We start from the raw sequence: 19,264 nt of genomic DNA on the forward strand, positions 1-19,264 counted from the left end.
GCCAAGGGCTTCTACCGCGTCGTGGAAGCCCCCTACGAAAAACGCCCCCTGGCGATCAGCTCGAACATCAACCCCCAGCGGGTTCGATGAGCTCATGCCCAAAACCATCGCCACCGTGGACCGGCTCATGCACCACGCACACCTCTGCTAAACCAGCGGTGAGTCCGTCCGCCTCATGCATAATTGGACACTATGACTAAGGCAAACAGAACAGACTCATCTAGCTCCAACGAATCGGGAGCCAAGAAGCTCTTCTCCAAGCCCCTGACATGGATTGTCCTCGTAAGCTGTCTCATACTTTGGTTCATCACCGGTGGCTTTCCGAAGGGTGAGTACGTTTGCGACGCAAGGTCTGGCTCGCAGGAGAGTCCAATCTCTGTATTCCACGTCGGTGGAGGAAAGATCAACGTCGTCAAGTACAAAGCCAACTCAAGCGTCCCAATTATGAAAGGTGTCAGCTACACTCACGGCAGGTTTGACCGGCATCTAAATCTCTACCTCGAAGACGCCTCGTACTACTGCCAGCTCCGCTAGACAGCTGTGACCGACGACGACAAACGCCAAGCGTCCCGGCTTTCGAGCAAGCGAACGAGCGACAGACCTTCGGCTTCGTCAGCAACGCGGGAGTAGTATGCCTTGTCGCCCATCACCGCATCGGGGCGGCTCCGTGCCCGGCCGCCACCTGGGCGTGGGACGTTGATCGTGTTAATCACGTGCTCGAACATGCGTGAGTCCGAGCCCTGGCCTGGCCCGATGACGAAGGCCAATTACTATTCAAACCTGCCCGCCATCAAACCGATGGAACGAGTCTAATAAACCTTCCACCAAACCCGGGGCTTGACAGCCAACGGCCTGCCCTTGCCATCGCAGGCGTGGTGAATCTTCGTGCTCAACCCGCCCCGGGGAGCGACCCACGCGTGATCAACAGGCTCAAGCCACGGTTTCTTGTAATTCGGAGGTTCCCGCTGTGGAGCGGGGGAAGGTTTGTCCCGTGCTGGTGGGCGCGATTGATCGTGGAGTCCACAGAAACAGTCCAGTCAATATCCCCCGTGGCGTCAACCTCGGCGAGCAACAGCTGATGGATCCGGTCCCAGATCCCGTCCGCAGCGAACCGGCGGTGACGTTTCCACACTGTCTGCCACGGCCCGAACTGCTCCGACAAGTCCCGCCATGCGATCCCACAACGGTAGCGGTAAGCAATGCCTTCTACGACCTGGCGGTGATTACGGAGCGGGCGCCCGCGTTGGCCGTCGGAACTAGGCAACAACGGTTCAACACGGGCCCATTGATCATCTGTAAAAACTTGAAAACGCGACACCTTCCAAGTTAGTCAACATACGACCTGCTTACTTAGGAGACACTCCCTAGTCCTCTACTGTGGACAGATGGACGCAATCCGTATTGATCCCGCCACGTGGCCCCACCGACGCGAAGTTGATCTCAACAGATTCATTTTTGCCATGAGAAATCCTCTGCCATTGCCTGACGGTTTTCGCTACGTCGGACCTGCAGCCGCTTTGGGAACAGGACTAAGCTCAGACGACATTAACTGGGTTTCACTACTGGTCCACCAAGTCGCGGCGGGCCCCACTCAAGAGCTACGAGCTGCCGAGGCAGTCGATCAAGTTGCTCAAATTGACGCAGTTCCGGCCTCCAGCACCAAAGGGCACGAAGTTGGTGCCGAGCTCCAAGCACTTTGGACAATTATCGAGGCCGTCACACCGAACGAAACGACAAGCACCCCAGATTCTGCCCTCACAGCGATCTCAAGGAGCTGGTCAGAGGACCCTCTAATGAGGGTCGTATACGTTATGCGGCAACTAGTTCGAGCGGAACGAGCGGGTATACAAGGCACCAGCACTATTCCCGCCTATGAACAGATAATGCAGCCTGTAGTCGCATTTAGAGCCATTGGGGAACAGCTAATGGCCGATAATCAACCCAGCGCAAGAGTACTAGCAACCTTGGAACCGGGCTGGGCTAACGTCAACCTAGTCGTACTTGAACACGGAAATATCCGTCTGGATGGCGTCCATGCTCGTCCCGAATCAAACCAACAAGATCCAGTCCTCTCAAAATGGTTGATCGACATTGAACTCGAGCTTCCAGGCATTCTGTGGCGGGAACGGATATCGGACGCTTCTCAACAGCTCTATGTGGAAGGCCGGTATGACTTGGCAGTGATCCTTTCAGCCACTGCCTCGGAAGTACTGATTGACGGACTACTTCAAATGCTCTGGTGGGAAATGAGCTTGACGGATGCGAATACCACCGCAGAGACAGTGGCAGCGGCATTTGATTCATCAAGTGACTCCGTCGCACGGATGAACAAGTTTCTAAATCCGATGCTTGGGGGCAACTGGTCCGCGTCAAATGGGCCTGTTCAACTATGGATTAGCCACACATGGAAACTACGTCACCGCTGCGTACACGGCGGCTACTACCCCAGCCATGAGGAAGCCGTAGCTGCGCTCAACTCTTCGAAAAAATTCTCCACGTTCTTGTTCGACCGACTGGCGGAGAAAAATACGACTTTCCCTCGTATTTGCATACATAGCTTGGCCAAATCGGGGCTATCTAGACGAGGTAAATGGAAAGGGAAGATCAAGTACTTCGCCGAAAATGATGCACAACAGGAAAAGGACTGGAGGTTCGCCATTAAGGAATTTCGAGACGAAGTCGCGAAGCGACGGCGCTAGCCAGCCATCCGCAGCCAGAACCTGATCCGCCAGGGTTAGGCCCGTCCAATGCCCGCTCATTCAAGTCGGGTCCCGAAAGCGGCGGGGTCATAGATCCTGACTTCAGGCCCGGAAACGATCTCCAGACCGAAAACTACCGGATGTAGAAACACTTCTGGGATGAGACCCCCAAGCTCTCGCTCGATACATAGCGCCCCCGACAACTAGAACTGAGATGATCTGGCCTGCTACCCAGATATCTGAATTTCGAAGTATGAGGTGCCAGGATTCCACGCTACGGGGTGTACCAACGTGCCAACGGCCGGGTTCAGTGCACTGTACATCATGCCGTTGCCAGCGTAGATGCCCACATGCCCCCAATGGTTCGGTCCATCGGGATTCTGAACCACTAGGTCGCCTGGCTGCGGATTCGTTGTGGGTGACCCCGCCGTCCACTGCTCCGTTCGTGGCAGCTGGATTCCCGCCTTCCCGTAAACCCACTGCACGTAGCCGGAACAGTCCCAGGCTTTGAAGGCAGTTCCACCCCAGACATATGTACCTCCGACTCCCTCCTGCGCGTATGCGATGATCGCACGTCGAAGTTGGCTCAAGTCGGCTGGCATTGTTGGTTGCGACGGCCTCGGACTGTTTGCAGTGCAGTTCGCCGGAACGGTTGATGATCCCAAGGCTTTCAGAATTGATTCTGCCTCGGCCTCCCATTGGGCGTACCTTTCTGGGAAAGCAGATCCTTGGACCGCTTGAGCTGCCGCGCCCTTGTCCATTTGATCCCAACCGTGAACATCGAGAAGCCCTCGCGGCGATCCATGGTTAGGCCCCTGTGGCCCGCCATAAAATGCTTCAGCGTTGTAGGCGGGTTGCATGAGTTCAGCAACGCTCCCCCATCCTGCCGAGGGGCGTTGTTGGGCGCTGCCGACGGAATCGTGGTCACTGCCCACGCCATCATGCGGATATTGCAGGGATTCGGAGACGGAGGAGTTGGCCAGCATTTGCATATTGGACTCTTGCAACGCCATCATCAACGCAATTACGATGCCGTTGTCTGGGATTGACCGGGCACGGCCCACTGCTATGTAGGCTTGGGCCACGGTCACCTGCGACTGGCTCAATGTGGTGGGCGCACTGTCAGGCACAGTGATCGTCACGGCCTGGCCCGAGCCGCCAGCAGCGACCGTTGTACACGCCGCCGTCGAGCTTTGAGCGCCGAATGCTATCAAGGCAATGGACCCGCAAAGCGCCATAACGCAGCACAGCACCATCGCAGAGAACGCCGCGCCTACTAATTTGAGGGCCGCACGTTTCTTGACTATGCCAAGGAGGAGCGCCGGGGCTGGCATCAGTAAACAATTCGCTCAGGCGCGGCGTAGAAAGCCACCATCTCGCAGCGGTCTGCCGGGGCAGATACGGCGGGCGGACAATTGACGACGACGCTAATCGGTGCGGTGTATTTGTTAACTCCAGACGTCGCATGCTCCACGACGCTCAAGGTCACGGTGCACACGTGCAATCCCACCCAGGGTGGAGGCTGCTGGACATATTGTGACAGCTGCCCGTCGCACGATGAGCTCACAGGCTGTGCAGTTCGATATCCTTTCGCTCCAGTCAGCGACGCATAGGCTGCCGCATTGGTCCCCGTCGCTTCAAACTGCTGCGCGAAGATGGTCAGAGGGTTTGACCCATCCGGCAGCAGATGCCACCAGCCGCGAAGCCTCCCGTACGTCTCCGAATACGTGGCCGTTCGTGTATCCAATGTGTAGATGTTGCGGGCAGCCACGTTGGCCAGCAGACGATAGTCCAAAGTTGAAGGCTCGCCAGCTGGCTCAGAGGATTGATCCGGGGGCGGGCTTGGCGTGGTCGTCGGTTCCACCGCGGTCGTCGTGGCCGTGGCCGTGGCCGTGGGGCTTGCGACCGCAGCCGGAACCGATGACACCGGAGTATTTGCAACGGGGGCGACTTCCGCGGGGCGGATTGAGAGCACGGCCGCAATCCCAGCGGCAACCACGACAGTCACCAGCAGCAGGATCCACGGCCGGCGTCGGCCTGTCCTGCCTCTGTGTACCGTCCATTTCAATTTCATGGCCACACCTCATTGGACTGAGGAACTACGCCTTGGACTCGACGTGGACCGTCGGGCTGATTGCCGTTTCAATGACAGCACCTTCGATCCCTGTCCCTGCCCGCAAAATTTCCTCGGCTGCCTGAACGAGGTTACGTGCCAGACCAACCTGCACCTTGACGTAGCGCACGCTGACACCAGCCTCCTGCGCGACCTCAGCAACCGCTGCAGCACGCACCTCGCCTAGTACTGCTGGCAGGACGATGCGCTCCGCGATGAGTTGGAGCATCGGATTTGAAAGTGATGCGACGGTAGCCTTACGCAGTGAGGCCAGGTCAACAACGATTTGTGGATCGACATCCAGGGCGCGACTCGTCGTCAGAGCCATCTGGCGAACTACGAAAACTGCCTGCCATCGCATGCCAGCGGACGCGTCATTGTTGGTTGCCGTGCATTGCGCCTTCCCGTCAGCAAGACTGGCAACGGCCAGATCCCAAGTGCGCTCGGGCACGTGTGCCTTGACGAACTGCAAAACGTCCGTGGCCCAGACATGATTGGTGACTTGGTCATCGAGGCGTGCCACCTGGACATCAATCTGGCTCTGGAACCCAGACTCGCATTGGTCGAACAGCGGCAGAGTCGACCTGGCTATGCTCCGGCGGATATGGTCGGCGCACAGGTTGCACGCGATCCCCTGAACCCAGGCATCAAACTTGACCCCAGGAAAGGCCCGGTAGCTGCTGTTCACCGTCCCCTCCCACGCTGCAACCCGAATGTCCTGCAAGACGTCGTTCACGTCGTCAAAGAAGCCATACCGGGCCAGATGAATCTTCACATAGGGACGCACGCCCTCGACGGCCCTCATCAGCTGGTCGATAGGGATGTCTGGTTCCGGCCGCCGGGCCAGGGACTGATCGACCGCCCCGTCGATAGGTACTTCATATGCTTCGTTGGTCCCGACCCATGATGATCACCGCTTCATGCGTTGACTGAATATCAAGCGCTACGTCATCAGACGTTGTGCAGAAGATCTTGGGGACACCGTTGGTGGCGGCAGGATCGTCCCGGCATATGCCGGGCCCCGCGAGTCGGTGCGAAATCAACGATTGCAGTCGACTCACTTCAAAAGGTCACAAGACTATTGTCAAGGCATCAAAGAGTTATTGTCAACGGAGTCTCTCTTACCCTGTGGACAACTATGAGGCAGAATGAAGCCATGCCCCGAATTACGCAGCCGATAGCCTCAGATTGGCCACACGACGTCGAGCTGGCGGTCGCCACCTTTGGTAATCGAGCGCGCACCGAGATCATCCGCTACCTATTGGAAAATGGGCCGAACGCACGCGGCGAAATCGTGGCCAACGTTGGCGCCAGCGAGGCAAGCGTCGCCAAGCACTTGATACTCCTTGAAGAAGCCGGCGCTGTTAGTGCAGACGTCGAACCAGGGCGCAGGCACGGGCGCGCACCGCGGTATTCAGTTAACCCTGAGCGCGTCAAAGCCCTTCTGGATGCCCAACTTCGGTACTTGACTGAACCGACTCGCTAGCACCGTCAGCCGTTGCGGTCATGCTGTGCTTCAGAAAATCGGTAATGGCATCGAGCGTTTCCGGTGCAACGTCGGCAAGTGTGCGCGCGGCAAAGGCCTGCACCCGCGAAACCCTCAGGGCTTTAACAAATTCAAGCCTTGCCTCAATGCTTCTGGGAAGCGCGTCGGAGCCCAAATCGAGCAGATACGACGAATCAACGTCAAACAACTCACAAATGGCTGTCAAAACCTTCTTATCAGTGACCAGAGCCCTCGTTCCGTCCTTCATGTAGAACCAACGGGCACGGGACATATTCACTCCTCGTTCAGCCAATTGATCTTGGACCTCACGGAAAGTCACGTCATAGCCACGCTTTTCTGCTGCAGCATCTAAAAGGAGGTTCAGGCGCCTAGAAAGGGCTATTTGAGGAGATGGCTGGTCTTGCGGTTTGCCGCTTCCAGCGCTCATGCCAGGCTCCTCACGATAGTGGCGTCGGCTCGCCGACTATCCCGTGCCGAATCGTCGTGTCCTCTCAAGTATTGTCTGTGCCTTCGAACCCCGCAAGGCAACGCCGTATCGCATTATCCAATTCGGGCAGGAGCACGGTCTCTGCGCTGGGTTCCAGCCACGGCACGCCATTAGGCGGGCCCGAGTTGGCAGCAAAAGCTCGGAGCCCGTCCTGGTTGAGCAACTGGTTCCGATCAAGATGGAAGCAAACTTCCTTAAGAACATCACGGAGAGCAGTGAGAAATTCGACTTGTTCCTTCGGATCCCTTGCCCAATAGCGGTTTCCGCGCATGGATTCCGCAGCACTGACAAAAGCTTCGACCTGTGGATGCTGGGTCATGTCATCAACCTTCCTTCTGAATTGGCCGGAATCGCCATGTCACGGCGGCGACTTATACGAAGTCATGGGGATTTGGAGCATTTACACCATGACCAAGTGAGAGTAAATTGTGCAGAGTAGACGGGTATACACCGTCCTGCAGGTAGCCTTCTGGGAGTGTTTTCCATGGAACCCTCAATCTTGATGAACCTGACCCGAAGCCGCATCTTACATATGCTGGTCACATATGGCCCTGCCCCCGCTCCTGACATATCCAACGCACTGTCCCTGACAAAGGACGTGGTCAATCGGGAACTTGAACAGCTAACGAGAGCTGGTTTTGTCCGGGCCAGCGAGGCAATCCCTAGTAATTTCAACTCAATCTATACCTCCGACGCACCCCAAATTCTCGAAGAGATGGCACAGGTGCGCTATTTATTGGGATTGGAGATCTGACCAGAACAGGCGCCACCTTCCCCCGGTCATGGAGAAAATCGCTTTCCTGACTATGAGTAGTTATCTAGTCGTACTTGCCGATGTTTGACTGTTGGCATCACCGAAGGGAAGGTACCGCGATGACCATCTACGCCCACCACAGCAGCCGCACCGATTCAGAAGCCTCTGAGTGGTTGTCCCCCAATGAGATCTGCCACGAACTTCAGATTCCGCTGCAGACCTTCTACCAATGGCGGGCAAAGGGCATCGGGCCACACGCCTACCGGATTGGTCGTCATTTGCGCGTCAGCAGAACAGACTTCGACGCGTGGCTCGCCCTCCGATCCGATCCGTGACGCCCGAGTCTGCGTTGTCGTGACATGAGCAGAAAACCACTTCCCCTCGGAGCTTGGGGATCAATCATCACCGATCGCACCGCGGCTAAGTCGTGGAGCGCACGTACCCACTACCGTGACTGGGATGGGAAGCTTAGGAAGGTAGAAGCTCGCGGCGCTTCTGCAGCAGATGCCCGCCGCAGCTTGCAGCAGAAACTTGTCGCCCGCCAAACTCCGAGAAATGGACTGGTGACTTCCACAAACAAGATCAATCAGCTCATTGAGGTGTTCCTCGTTGAGTTGGAAGGATCTGACAAGGCGTCGCGCACGAAGGACAAATACGCCTATTGCATCACGAAGTACATTGCCCCGGCGATTGGCTCAGTCCGGATTGGCGAGGCCTCCTCCGGCGTGATCGATCACTTCATTCGAAAAGTCGTCGAAGATGTGGGGCCTTCAACCGCAAGAAGCTGTGGGGCCGTGTTGTCGTGGATGTTCAAGGTGGCCTTGCGACACGACGCCGTCACCGTCAACCCTGTCATCGGGATATCGATCCCTCGGAACAAGAAAGCGAAGCCCCAAGGTCTCACCGCGGAACAGTATCAAGACCTGCGCAGCAAGCTCATCGATTGGGAACAGGCACCAGCCCTCGGCAGGCCGCGTACACACGAACTCCATGAGATCGCGGACTTCCTTATCCACACCGGACTCCGCCCTGGCGAGTTCTTTGCCCTCCACTGGGACGACGTCAAACTGGACGCAGCTCCGCCGACGGTATTTATCAATGCAACCGTCATCCGGACAAGCACGGGCGGCGTAAGGATTCAGGATCATCCGAAGTCCCGGCACGGCGTACGCCGAGTCACAGCCCCTGAATTTCTGGTGAAGCAGCTTCAGATCCGGCATGAACGCCAAAAGGAAAGCGGCTCACCGAATCCGATGAATTTGATCTTTCCATCGTCCACCGGAACCATTTGCGATCCGAACAACATCGGCAAGATCTGGCGCAAAGCCTCCGATGCCATCGGATATGAGTGGGTCACATTCAGGACACTCAGAAAATCTAGCGCAACTCTGATTGCCAGAACGATGGGACCCGAAGCCGCCGCATATCAGCTCGGCCATTCCAAGGTCTCGATGACCCAGGAGCACTACATTGAGGAGTACCAAGAAGCCTTAGACACCAGGGCAGTCATGGACGCGTTCAGCCCTAAGGAAGAGCCGCCACCGACCGATCCAAACGATGAAAAGTAACGAAAATCGAGACCCATTATGGCGTGTTTATGGCGTGTTAAGTTGAAAATGGCCCCTTTCGGGGCCATTCTCACATCCAAAATCCCTGTAAAACCGGGCTTTTTGGGCCCCCTATCAGATTCGAACTGATGACCCCCGCTTTACAAGAGCGGTGCTCTGGCCAGCTGAGCTAAGGAGGCAAACGCAATCAAGCGCTAGACAAGGCTACCGTACCGCTTCAGAAAAAAGAAAACCGGCCCTCCCCTGCAGTAATGCCGCAGAGAAGGGCCGCTTTTCACCGGCAAAAGAACTTACTTCTTCGCAGCCAGAATCCGCGTCATGAAGTCATCGAAGGTTTCCGGGGTCTGCCACTGCTGGCCATCCATGAACACCGTGGGTGTGCCATTGATGCCGTGAACGGAGGTCAATCCCGTGGTGTTGGCCATGAACGGGCGGAAGGTTTTCGCATCCACGCAGGAGCTGATGTCAGCGGCTCCTACCTCGGTTGCGTACTTCTTCAGCGTCGCATTATCCAAGCCTTTGCTGTTCTCAGCAGGCTGGTTGACAAAGAGAATGTCCAAGTACTTCTTGTAGCTGTTCGGTGAGGTATCGGCCACGCACGCTGCAGCAGCGCCTGAACGCGAGGAGTAGTTTGTACCGGAGGAGAGACGGTCCAAGAAACCCAGCGGACGGTACTCAACAGTGATTTTGCCGTCGTTGCGCAACGTGTCCAGCTTTTCGCCGTACGTCTTTTCGAACTCATTGCAGACCGGGCACAGGAAGTCTAGGTAAACCACGGTCTGGACCGGCTTGCCGGTCGCAGATGCCTCAATACCAATCTTGTCCAGATCAAATGCCTTCTCTGCTGGAGCCGTGGGAGCCGCGCCCAAGTTGTTGACGTCTACGGTTTTTTCCGTGGTGGTGGGGGCAACTACGGTGTCACCTTTACCGAGCGTGATGCCGCCATAGGCGTTCATATTCGCCGCCACCGGCCCGCTATCCGCTACCGGCTCATTAGCCTTCTGAGTGTTGATGACCACCAGCGCAATGATCACTATGATCACCACGGCCGCCGCCAAAACACCCCCACGGATCAGCCAGCCCTTGCGCTTTTCCGCCTTAATTTGGGCATCGCGAATAACCTTTGCCTGCTCGCGGGCCTGTGCTGTGCGCTCTGCTTTGCTCAACCGCGGTTCGTTTTTGGAGCTCATATTTCCTCAAGTCTTTGGGCATGAAAAAAGGCCGTGGTACGGCTAGATACGGATCATCCTATGGGACAAACCTTGGAGAAGACCGAAAACTGCCCTCGCTCCCCGAAAGCTTCCCGAAAGCTTCCCGAAACTTTCCCGAAAGCTCCTCACCAGCACCCCAAACCCACCCGAAAAACACTGTTCATGACGGTCCCAAACCCCTACAAGATAAGCTGGTAAAAACCGAGGGACCAATTATTGGGAGTTGTTCGTGTCACAAGAATCGTCCGCCAAGCCCGCCAAGCCCGCTAAGGCCACCGCTGATCCAGCCCACCCCGTTGCCCAGCCCGGCAGTTCAGACTTCATTGTTGTCTCCAACCGCCTCCCCGTGGACAGGGTTCCGCAAGAAGAGTCGGACGACGGCTGGCGGCGTTCCCCCGGCGGGCTCGTCACCGCTTTGGCTCCCGTCATGGCTACCCGTGAAGGTGCGTGGATCGGCTGGCATGGAGCTGCTGATGAGACTCTGGCACCGTTCCACCATGGCAACATGGACCTGTTCCCGGTCCCCCTCTCCGCGGATGAGGTGGAGCTCTATTACGAGGGCTTCTCCAATTCAACCCTCTGGCCGCTCTATCATGACGTGATTGCCACGCCCGAGTTCCACCGAACCTGGTGGGATACCTACCAGGTAGTCAACAAGCGCTTCGCCGAGGCAGCTGCGAGCGCAGCTGCACCCAACGCCACCGTCTGGGTGCAGGATTACCAGCTCCAGCTGGTCCCGCAGTATTTACGCGCTCTGCGCCCGGACCTGAGGATCGGCTTCTTCAATCACATCCCTTTCCCGTCACCGGAGATTTTTGCCCAGATGCCTTGGCGTAAGGCAATCCTGGAAGGCCTACTCGGCGCAGATCTGCTCGGTTTCCAGCGCCCCAATGACACCGCCAACTTCCTGCGCTCGGCCCGTCGTTTCCTCGGCGCCGGCGTCAAGGCCCGGCAGGTCCACGTAAATGACGCCTCCGGCCACTTCAGCCACATCTCCCGCGCAGAACCGTTCCCCATCTCCATTGATGTGGCCCAGATCCAGCAGCTTGCCAAGAACCCGGATGTCATTGCCCGCGCCAAGCAGATCCGCGAGGATTTGGGAAACCCCACAACAGTGCTTCTGGGCGTGGACCGGCTGGACTACACCAAGGGCATCACCCACCGCCTCAAGGCCTACGGCGAGCTCCTCGATGACGGCACTGTCCAGGTAGAAGACGCCGCCCTCATCCAGGTGGCCAGCCCCAGCCGTGAGCGCGTAGAAACCTACAAGCAGTTGCGCGAAGATGTTGAAGGCATGGTGGGCCGCATCAATGGCCAGCATGACACCATTCAAAACACGGCCATCCGCTATTTGCACCACAGCTACCCTGTGGAGGAAATGGTGGCCCTCTACCTCGCCGCAGACGTCATGCTGGTCACTGCTTTGCGCGACGGCATGAACCTGGTCGCCAAAGAATATGTTGCTGCTCGCGGCGATAACAGCGGAGCCTTGGTGCTGAGCGAGTTCACCGGTGCAGCCGATCAACTCAAGCAGGCCCTCCTGATCAATCCGCATGACATTGACGGCCTCAAAGCTGCCATCCTGCGCGCTGTTACGCTGCCCAAGGCCGAATCCAGCCGCCGGATGCGTTCCATGCGCCGGCAAATCCTCGCCCACGACGTCCAGCGCTGGAGTGAGGACTTCCTCTCCACACTGGCGCAGAAGGCAGTCCGCGATGACAGCTGATATCCCTTCACTTGGTATCACGGCAGAACTGCGGGCCGCACTGCAGACCCTGGCCCGCACCCCAGAGTTACTGTTAGCTCTGGACTTTGACGGCACCATGTCACCGCTCGTGGACCGTGCACAAGATGCCCGCCCACTCCCCCGCTCCGCCGCAGCCTTGGCCGCCTTCGCCGCACTGCCCCGCACGACGACGGCCCTGGTCTCCGGGCGCGCATTGGCCAGTTTGCGGCTGGTCGCGACCCCACCGCAGAGGACACTGTTGGTAGGCAGCCACGGCGCTGAGACCTGGCTGGGCCCAGACTCCCCCGCCGTGTCCCTGACAGCGGAACAGGAATCCGCGCTGGAAACGGCCCGCGCCGCCGTCGCCCGGGAAATTAGCCGCATCCCGGGCACGCTCGCGGAGAATAAGCCAGCTGGCGTGGTTCTGCACTACCGGCTGGCTGAAGAAGCCGCGGCACGGGCCGGCGTCGAACGCCTCATGGCGGAACTGACGCACACCCCGTCCCTGCACCTGAGCCACGGCAAAATGGTCTTAGAAATTTCCGTCATCAACGCCAACAAGGGCCAAAGCCTGGCCCTGCTGCGACAAGAAAACGGTGCCACCGCCATCTTCTTTGCTGGCGATGACGTCACTGACGAGCACGCCTTTGCCGCCCTGCGCCCCGGCGATCTGGGCATCAAGGTTGGCCCCGGCAACACACAGGCCCAATTTCGCATAGCGGCCCCGGCCTCACTCCCTGACGTTTTGGAGCTGCTGCTCGCAGAGCGCACGGCCTACCTGAGTCCTTAACGTGACCCCAGCCATAACTAAAATGTGTCATACTTCATAGATCAGTCCGCTCGCTGCTTCGGTAGTGTGCGGATTGTGCATGAAACAACCATTCACTTGAGGATCGTTCGGCACGTACCTGCCGATGAAGGGATTTATCACTGTGGCTACAGTAACTTTTGATAACGCAACACGCATTTACCCGGGCACCACCAAGCCCGCCGTTGACAAGCTCAACATTGACATCGCCGATGGCGAATTCCTCGTACTCGTTGGCCCCTCGGGCTGTGGCAAGTCCACCTCGCTGCGCATGCTCGCCGGCTTGGAAGACGTCAACGCAGGCCGCATCCTCATTGGCGACCGCGACGTCACTGACGTTCCGCCTAAGGACCGCGACATTGCCATGGTTTTCCAGAACTATGCTCTTTACCCGCACATGTCCGTGGCAGATAACATGGGCTTCGCCCTGAAGATTGCCGGCATTTCCAAGGAAGAGCGCGCCAAGCGTGTTCTGGAAGCCGCCAAGCTCCTTGACCTTGAGGCCTACCTGGACCGCAAGCCGAAGGCTCTCTCCGGTGGTCAGCGCCAGCGTGTTGCCATGGGCCGCGCCATTGTGCGTAACCCGCAGGTGTTCCTCATGGATGAGCCCCTCTCCAACTTGGATGCCAAGCTCCGCGTGCAGACCCGTACGCAGATCGCATCCTTGACCCGCCGCTTGGGCGTCACCACCGTCTACGTGACCCACGATCAGGTTGAGGCCATGACCATGGGTGACCGCGTTGCAGTGCTCAAGGACGGCTTGCTCATGCAGGTTGATACCCCGCGCAACCTCTACGATGCCCCGCAGAACGTGTTTGTTGCCGGCTTCATTGGCTCCCCCGCCATGAACCTGCTGGAACTGCCCGTTGTTGACGGCGGTGTGAAGTTCGGTGGATCAATTTACCCCGTACAGAGCGCCGTTTTGGGTGAAGCCGCAGGCAACACGGTCACCGTGGGTGTCCGTCCCGAAGACCTCGAGATTGTTGGCGCCGGTGAAGGCTTGGCTGTTGAGGCCGACGTCGTCGAGGAACTCGGTGCCGATGCTTACGTTTACGGACACGCCATCATCGACGGCAACGAGCGTGACATGGTGGTCCGTGTTGACGGTCGCCGCCCACCGATGAAGGGCGATACCATCCACGTCCGCCCGCAGGTTGGCCACGTGCACCTCTTCGATGCAACCTCAGGCGCCCGCTTGGGCGACAAGGCCATCTCGCGCGACTAGTAGTTCTTGAGGCGCGGTTGCCTGTTGGATTTCCAGCAGGCAACCGCGCCTCACCTTTTAAGAGAGAATTTGATCCATGACTGAACAACCAGGCGCCAAGTGGAACCACGAGCCCACCGACTTTGACCAGCGTGGCAAGCTACCCCGTATGAGCACACCTCCCGTGCCTGTCATGGGCTCCTTGAATATCACGGCTGCCAGCGCCGATCCGGGCCTGCTCGATCTGCCCTGGCACATTCGCTTGGAGGAATGGCCGGCCGCGAACCTTGCCGCACTCCCCCGCGGCATCTCGCGGCACGTGGTCCGCTTCGCCCATTTGGATGGCTCAGTCATTGCCATCAAGGAAACCTCCGAACACGTGGCCCGCCACGAATACCACATGCTGCGCAAGCTGGCCCGCCTGGATGTGCCCTGCGTGGAACCTGTTGCCGTCATCAGCGGACGCACCACACCCAGTGGCGCGCCCCTGGATCCCGTTCTCGTCACCCGGCACCTGAAGTTCTCCCTGCCCTACCGGGCCCTGTTCTCACAGAAGCTGCGCCGCGATACCCTCACCCGGCTCATTGACGCCCAGGCCCTGCTACTGGTCCGCCTGCACCTGGTGGGCTTCTACTGGGGTGATGTCTCCCTCTCCAATACGCTGTTCCGCCGCGACGCCGGAGCCTTTGCCGCGTACCTGGTGGATGCCGAAACCGGTGAACTCTACCCTGACCTGTCCACGGGCCAGCGCGAATACGATCTCGAAATTGCCCGGGTCAACATTGCCGGGGAGCTGATGGACTTGCTGGAAGGTGGGCTCATTGAGGAAAAAGTTGACCCAGTGGCCACCAGCGAGCTCATCATGGAAAGCTACCGCCGGCTCTGGGCCGAGCTCACCGAGAAGGAATCCTTCGAGCTGGAAGACCGCTGGCGCGTGGGCGCCCGCATCCGCCGCCTCAACGAACTCGGCTTTGACGTGGAAGAATACGCCATCAAAACCACTCCTGACGGCTCCACCATCCAGCTCCAACCCAAGGTGGTGGACGCCGGTCACCACCAGCGCCGTCTGCTGCGCCTAACAGGCATTGACGCTCAGGAGAACCAGGCCCGCCGGCTCCTCAACGACATGGACTCCTTCCGGGCAGATTCCGGTACCGCTGTGGATGAGGAACTTAGCGCGCACAACTGGGTCAGCACCATCTTCGAACCCATTGTTCGCTCCATCCCACGTGAGCTCGGAGGCAAATTAGAACCCGCCGAGGTTGTTCACGAAATATTGGAGCACCGCTGGTTTAAATCCAAGGATGAGGAACGCAATGTGCCCCTCGCCGAGGCCGTGCAATCGTATGTGGATAACATCCTGCGCTACCGCCGCGACGAAGACGCCATCATGCTCAGCACCGATACGGACACCATCAAAATGCTAGAAGGCGGAGTCCTCCCCGACGCCGCCTTCGAAGACTAACCCACCACCGCCGCCGCCACCAGACGCTCCCGCCACCTATCGCGGACGCTATCCCACCAATGGTCACTTTTTCGTCGACGCTAGTGCAGCAACGGCTACTTAAACAGCAACGCTGTCGCAATCATCAACCGTGAATGCGACAGCGTCCCGTTGTTTTCAGCCATTAGTGGGATAGGGTCCGGGAAAAACACGCCATTAGTGGGATAGGACCTGCCGTGGGTGCGGGGTCACGCCGGGATGGCTTTGCCTGGGTTGAGGATGCCCTGCGGATCGAACAGCGCCTTGATGTTGCGCTGGATTGCCAGTACCTCCGCCGACTGCTCCAACGCCAGCCACCGCAGCTTGTACTGCCCTATTCCGTGTTCGCCCGTGATGGTCCCACCCAGTTCCAGCGCCTTGTCAATGGATTCATCCAGGGCAGCGTTTAACGCGGCAATGCCGGCCGGTTCAAAGGTTGGCACAGAGAATGTGGGGTGCAGATTACCATCGCCAGCGTGCGCAATCACCTGCAAGTCCACCCCGTGCCTACGCGCCATTTCCTCCAGCGCCGTAATGTAGTGGACCAGCTGGGAGCGCGGCACTGCTACATCCTCACCCACCCGGTTCTCGGCATCTACGTCCAAGCCCCGGTTGTTGCGGCGCAGATCAACCAGGCGCCGCGCTTCTGCCGGGTCCTCACGGCTGATGGTCCCGCCCAGTGCCTCGAGAGCGGTAGCTGCCAAGGCCTCTTCCTGTTCAGCTGCCAACCCGTCGAACTGAATCAATAGCAGCGCTGTCCCACGGGTGGAGAGGTTGCTGCCATTGCGGAAGTCAAGCTCGGTCAGTGACGGTCCATCCAATAATTCCAGGATGCACGGCTGTACACGGGCCGTACCCAGTGCCAGCACGCCCGCAGCCGCAGCCTGCACCGATGGGAAGAACACTGCCAGCGTGCGCACAACGGTGGGCAGGTACTTCAACCGCACGGTAGCGCCCACCACAACGCCCAAGGTCCCCTCAGAGCCTACAAAAAGGCTGGTGAGGTCATACCCGGCAACACCCTTGAACGTGCGGTGTCCGGTCCGGATCAAAGTACCGTCGGCCAAAACAACATCCAGCGCCAGTACGGCGTCGCGGGTCACGCCGTACTTAGCGCAGCGCAGCCCGCCCGCGTTCGTGGCAATGTTGCCACCAATAGTGGAGATCTTGTAACTGGCAGGATCCGGGGCAAACATCAGCCCGTGCTCAGCAGCTACAGCGTTCAGGTCCCCGTTGATGACGCCAGGCTCCACCCGGGCAATCTCATCGGCTGCGTTAATCTCTAAAATCTTGTTCATGCGGGTCAGGTTCAGCACCACAGATCCCACAGTGGCATGCGCCCCGCCCGAGACCCCAGTTCCTGCGCCTCGAGTCACCAGCGGTACCGTGTACTCAGCTGCCAGCCGCACTATGGACTGCACCTCGGCAATGGTTTCAGCCCACACTACGGCAAGCGGTTCTTGGTAATCGGTGACAGGTCCCTGATCTATAGCGAACGTCTGCAAGTCCTCTTCCGCGACACTGATTTGATCCGGCCGCAGCACCTCCTCCAACGCGCTGGCAAACGGTGAGCTGAGGGTCATCTTCTGTACTGCCATGTCCTTGCAGACCTTCCTAAAAACAACTGTGTGTCCCTCCAGTCTAAGAGGAATACAGACAGGACACACGTTGGAGCGCTCCGCTTAGACAGCTGGCACCGTGACGCCACTTAGACGCCACACATAAGCGCCAGGACCCGCTAGATGCAACCGTTGCTCCGTGGCTGCAACTTCGCCCGTCCGGATCACTGGCGGGCCCTGCAGCGCCTGCACATCCTCCGAACTCAAACCCAGGTCCGCCACAGGCACCTCTGCCGCCGCCCGAACAGCCACCACGAGCAACGACTCTGTCGGCGACTCCCGCACAAAAGCCAGCACATCGCCATCGGCCATTAACCACCGCATGCCACCGTCCGCCACGGCCGCACTGGAGTGCCGCACCGCCGCCAGCGCGGCATAGGCGGCACGCAAATCCGTCACCACACGCGCCGGCTCATCCCACGGGATCGGGGTGCGCGAATCCTCTCCATTCCACCCCTCCAGCCCGTACTCATCCCCAGCGAAAACCACGGCAATCCCCGGCAGCAGCATGGACAACGTGGCCGCCACCAACGGCCCACCCGCAATCATGACACTGGCTGCTCGTGCGGTGTCATGGGTATTCAGAGCGTTCATTGTTGCCTTACGCACCGGCCAGCTGAAGGCGCTGGAGAGGTCCTTATGGGTGGCAAGCACGACGTCGGCACTTACCTTGGGCGGGCCCGGCAGCGGGGTGCCAAAAAAGTCAACGCGCGCGCTCGGGTTGCCCAGCCATTGCCAGATGGGCCGGGTGAAATTGGAGTAAGTCATGGCACCCTGCCAGCCGAAACCGTCAACGCCAGCGCCGGCGTCGGAGGTTTCCTCACCCAGGAGCAGGGCATACGGGTTGATCCCAAGAATCCTGTCCTGAATCAACGCGGCCACCTCCTTGTTAATGTTCACAGCGCCCAGCCTTCCGGTCATGTTGCCGACGTCAATGCGCCAGCCGTCAAGGTTGAAAGGAGGTTTGAGCCAATGCGCCACCACGGAGTCCTCGCCGGTGACGAACGCTTCCCGCAGCGCCTCTGATCCCCAGTTGAGTTTCGGGAGCGATTGCACACCCCACCAAGATTCATACGCGGTGTGGTCTTCGTTGAAATAGTAATAGCCGGCTTCAACACTGCTGGGGTCCGCCTGCGCCCTCTTGAACCACTCGTGAGCACCGCCGGTGTGATTGGAGGTCAGATCGCCCATGACCTTCATGCCACGGGCGTGAGCCGCCTCCACCAGGTTAATCAAAGCCTGATCCCCACCGAGCAAAGGATCCACGGCATGAAAGGTGGAGGCGTCATAGCGATGGTTGGAGCGCCCCGGGAAGAATGGTGTCAGGTAGACAATATCCACACCCAGCGCTTCGAGCTCGTCGAGCTTGCCGGTGACCCCGTCCAGATCGCCGCCGTAGAACTGCCTGCCAACGTCCGGGCCACTGCCTTGCACCGGGGTATCCCAGTCACAAGCCACGGCCCAGTCAGGGGTGGGCCGTGCGTCAGCTTTCGATGATCGGGCGAACCTGTCAGGGAAGACCTGATACATCACGGCATCGTGAGACCATGCCGGAGCGGCCTTGGCCGTGGTGACCCGGAAGTCGTTGTAATCGGAGGTGTCGCGATTGTGCAGGCCAGCATTATTCAGGTGCCAATAGCTGGGCCCGTCCTGCTCGCTGTTGCCCACCTCGTTGCCAGCAACCTGAATAACAAAGCGGTAGAGAGCCACAGGGTTCACGTGCAACATGCTGGCTTCCCACCAGACCCACCCGTCGCCCTCACCAATCACTGTGGCTTCGTCGTAACGGGGCTCGGCGTCCTGCACGCTGCGAACCCAAATGCGCTCTGCTTTACCCCAGCTCTGGGGCACCCGCAATCTTAAAGTGCAGCGTTCTCCAAGAGTGCCACCGCCTGTTACATACAGTGCGGACCCGTCGTGGTGCGGAGTCAATGAAATCATGTGTCAGTCTTCCCAATAGCTATCGATGCGCCCACCATATATCGAGGGGGCACGGACACCTGCACCCACATCGCGCATTACGCACCTGTGCGTATTTCCGCGGTTTTTGGGACGTCTTTGTGGTGTTAAACAAGTGGAGCCGCC

Annotated in this window: 19 protein-coding genes and 1 tRNA gene; 10 read left to right on the forward strand and 10 right to left on the reverse strand. The window is 58.8% G+C overall.

What is annotated here, in order from left to right:
* Positions 1-192: 192 nt before the first annotated feature.
* On the forward strand, positions 193-534 hold the full coding sequence (locus RY113_RS13565) for a hypothetical protein (protein ID WP_315914982.1): 342 nt from the start codon (positions 193-195) through the stop codon (positions 532-534).
* A 355-nt stretch (positions 535-889) separates the two neighbouring features.
* Here the strand turns inward: RY113_RS13565 and RY113_RS18520 are convergent, their stop codons facing one another.
* Positions 890-1,318 (reverse strand): IS5 family transposase, encoded by a 429-nt coding sequence (locus RY113_RS18520; RefSeq protein WP_396334245.1) that lies wholly within the window; start codon positions 1,316-1,318, stop codon positions 890-892.
* A 607-nt stretch (positions 1,319-1,925) separates the two neighbouring features.
* Here RY113_RS18520 and RY113_RS13570 point away from each other — a divergent pair.
* Positions 1,926-2,699 (forward strand): hypothetical protein, encoded by a 774-nt coding sequence (locus RY113_RS13570; RefSeq protein WP_315914983.1) that lies wholly within the window; start codon positions 1,926-1,928, stop codon positions 2,697-2,699.
* Positions 2,700-2,926: 227 nt separating this feature from the next.
* On the opposite strand, the gene RY113_RS13575 is transcribed toward RY113_RS13570, so the two are convergent.
* The 3 genes from RY113_RS13575 to RY113_RS13585 all read right to left on the reverse strand — a co-directional run bounded on the left by RY113_RS13575 (position 2,927) and on the right by RY113_RS13585 (position 5,617).
* Positions 2,927-3,841, reverse strand: a complete 915-nt coding sequence (locus RY113_RS13575; protein WP_315914984.1) for a C40 family peptidase — start codon at positions 3,839-3,841, stop codon at positions 2,927-2,929.
* Between the two features lie 191 nt (positions 3,842-4,032).
* Positions 4,033-4,773 (reverse strand): hypothetical protein, encoded by a 741-nt coding sequence (locus RY113_RS13580; protein WP_315914985.1) that lies wholly within the window; start codon positions 4,771-4,773, stop codon positions 4,033-4,035.
* A gap of 25 nt (positions 4,774-4,798) precedes the next feature.
* On the reverse strand, positions 4,799-5,617 hold the full coding sequence (locus RY113_RS13585; RefSeq protein WP_315914986.1) for a hypothetical protein: 819 nt from the start codon (positions 5,615-5,617) through the stop codon (positions 4,799-4,801).
* A 351-nt stretch (positions 5,618-5,968) separates the two neighbouring features.
* Between RY113_RS13585 and RY113_RS13590 the strand changes: the two genes are divergently transcribed.
* Positions 5,969-6,298 carry a helix-turn-helix transcriptional regulator gene (locus RY113_RS13590; RefSeq protein WP_315914987.1) on the forward strand — a complete coding sequence of 110 codons (330 nt, stop codon included), beginning with the start codon at positions 5,969-5,971 and terminating at the stop codon, positions 6,296-6,298.
* Here the strand turns inward: RY113_RS13590 and RY113_RS13595 are convergent.
* A complete protein-coding gene (locus tag RY113_RS13595) occupies positions 6,246-6,746 on the reverse strand; it encodes a hypothetical protein (protein ID WP_315914988.1) in 501 nt (166 codons plus the stop codon). The two genes, RY113_RS13590 and RY113_RS13595, sit on opposite strands and share 53 nt — an antisense overlap.
* Before the next feature lie 64 nt (positions 6,747-6,810).
* Positions 6,811-7,125, reverse strand: coding sequence for a hypothetical protein (locus RY113_RS13600; protein WP_315914989.1), 315 nt, complete (start codon positions 7,123-7,125; stop codon positions 6,811-6,813).
* Positions 7,126-7,290: 165 nt separating this feature from the next.
* Between RY113_RS13600 and RY113_RS13605 the strand changes: the two genes are divergently transcribed.
* The 3 genes from RY113_RS13605 to xerC all read left to right on the forward strand — a co-directional run bounded on the left by RY113_RS13605 (position 7,291) and on the right by xerC (position 9,128).
* Positions 7,291-7,560, forward strand: coding sequence for a helix-turn-helix domain-containing protein (locus RY113_RS13605; protein ID WP_315914990.1), 270 nt, complete (start codon positions 7,291-7,293; stop codon positions 7,558-7,560).
* Positions 7,561-7,679: 119 nt separating this feature from the next.
* On the forward strand, positions 7,680-7,895 hold the full coding sequence (locus RY113_RS13610; RefSeq protein ID WP_315914991.1) for a helix-turn-helix domain-containing protein: 216 nt from the start codon (positions 7,680-7,682) through the stop codon (positions 7,893-7,895).
* 228 nt (positions 7,896-8,123) lie between these two features.
* Positions 8,124-9,128, forward strand: coding sequence for a tyrosine-type recombinase/integrase (gene xerC, locus RY113_RS13615; RefSeq protein WP_315914992.1), 1,005 nt, complete (start codon positions 8,124-8,126; stop codon positions 9,126-9,128).
* 105 nt (positions 9,129-9,233) lie between these two features.
* Here the strand turns inward: xerC and RY113_RS13620 are convergent.
* Positions 9,234-9,307 (reverse strand) — tRNA-Thr (locus RY113_RS13620).
* A gap of 111 nt (positions 9,308-9,418) precedes the next feature.
* Positions 9,419-10,318: a thioredoxin domain-containing protein gene (locus RY113_RS13625; protein WP_315914993.1), complete on the reverse strand. Its 900-nt coding sequence runs from the start codon at positions 10,316-10,318 to the stop codon at positions 9,419-9,421.
* Positions 10,319-10,568: 250 nt separating this feature from the next.
* Between RY113_RS13625 and RY113_RS13630 the strand changes: the two genes are divergently transcribed.
* The 4 genes from RY113_RS13630 to RY113_RS13645 all read left to right on the forward strand — a co-directional run bounded on the left by RY113_RS13630 (position 10,569) and on the right by RY113_RS13645 (position 15,542).
* Positions 10,569-12,065, forward strand: a complete 1,497-nt coding sequence (locus RY113_RS13630) for a trehalose-6-phosphate synthase (RefSeq protein ID WP_110107845.1) — start codon at positions 10,569-10,571, stop codon at positions 12,063-12,065.
* Positions 12,055-12,855, forward strand: coding sequence for a trehalose-phosphatase (gene otsB / locus RY113_RS13635; protein WP_315914994.1), 801 nt, complete (start codon positions 12,055-12,057; stop codon positions 12,853-12,855). Before RY113_RS13630 ends, otsB begins: the two co-directional genes overlap by 11 nt.
* Positions 12,856-12,997: 142 nt before the next feature.
* Positions 12,998-14,098: an ABC transporter ATP-binding protein gene (locus RY113_RS13640; protein WP_179442328.1), complete on the forward strand. Its 1,101-nt coding sequence runs from the start codon at positions 12,998-13,000 to the stop codon at positions 14,096-14,098.
* 76 nt (positions 14,099-14,174) lie between these two features.
* Positions 14,175-15,542, forward strand: coding sequence for a DUF4032 domain-containing protein (locus tag RY113_RS13645; RefSeq protein WP_110107843.1), 1,368 nt, complete (start codon positions 14,175-14,177; stop codon positions 15,540-15,542).
* 227 nt (positions 15,543-15,769) lie between these two features.
* On the opposite strand, the gene RY113_RS13650 is transcribed toward RY113_RS13645, so the two are convergent.
* Positions 15,770-17,158, reverse strand: a complete 1,389-nt coding sequence (locus tag RY113_RS13650; RefSeq protein WP_315914995.1) for an FAD-linked oxidase C-terminal domain-containing protein — start codon at positions 17,156-17,158, stop codon at positions 15,770-15,772.
* Between the two features lie 84 nt (positions 17,159-17,242).
* Positions 17,243-19,120 carry an alpha-amylase family glycosyl hydrolase gene (locus RY113_RS13655; RefSeq protein WP_315914996.1) on the reverse strand — a complete coding sequence of 626 codons (1,878 nt, stop codon included), beginning with the start codon at positions 19,118-19,120 and terminating at the stop codon, positions 17,243-17,245.
* Positions 19,121-19,264 lie beyond the last annotated feature (144 nt).

Source organism: Arthrobacter sp. lap29 (genome assembly GCF_032458965.1).
In the GTDB taxonomy this organism is placed as follows: Bacteria; Actinomycetota; Actinomycetes; order Actinomycetales; family Micrococcaceae; genus Specibacter; species Specibacter psychrochitiniphilus.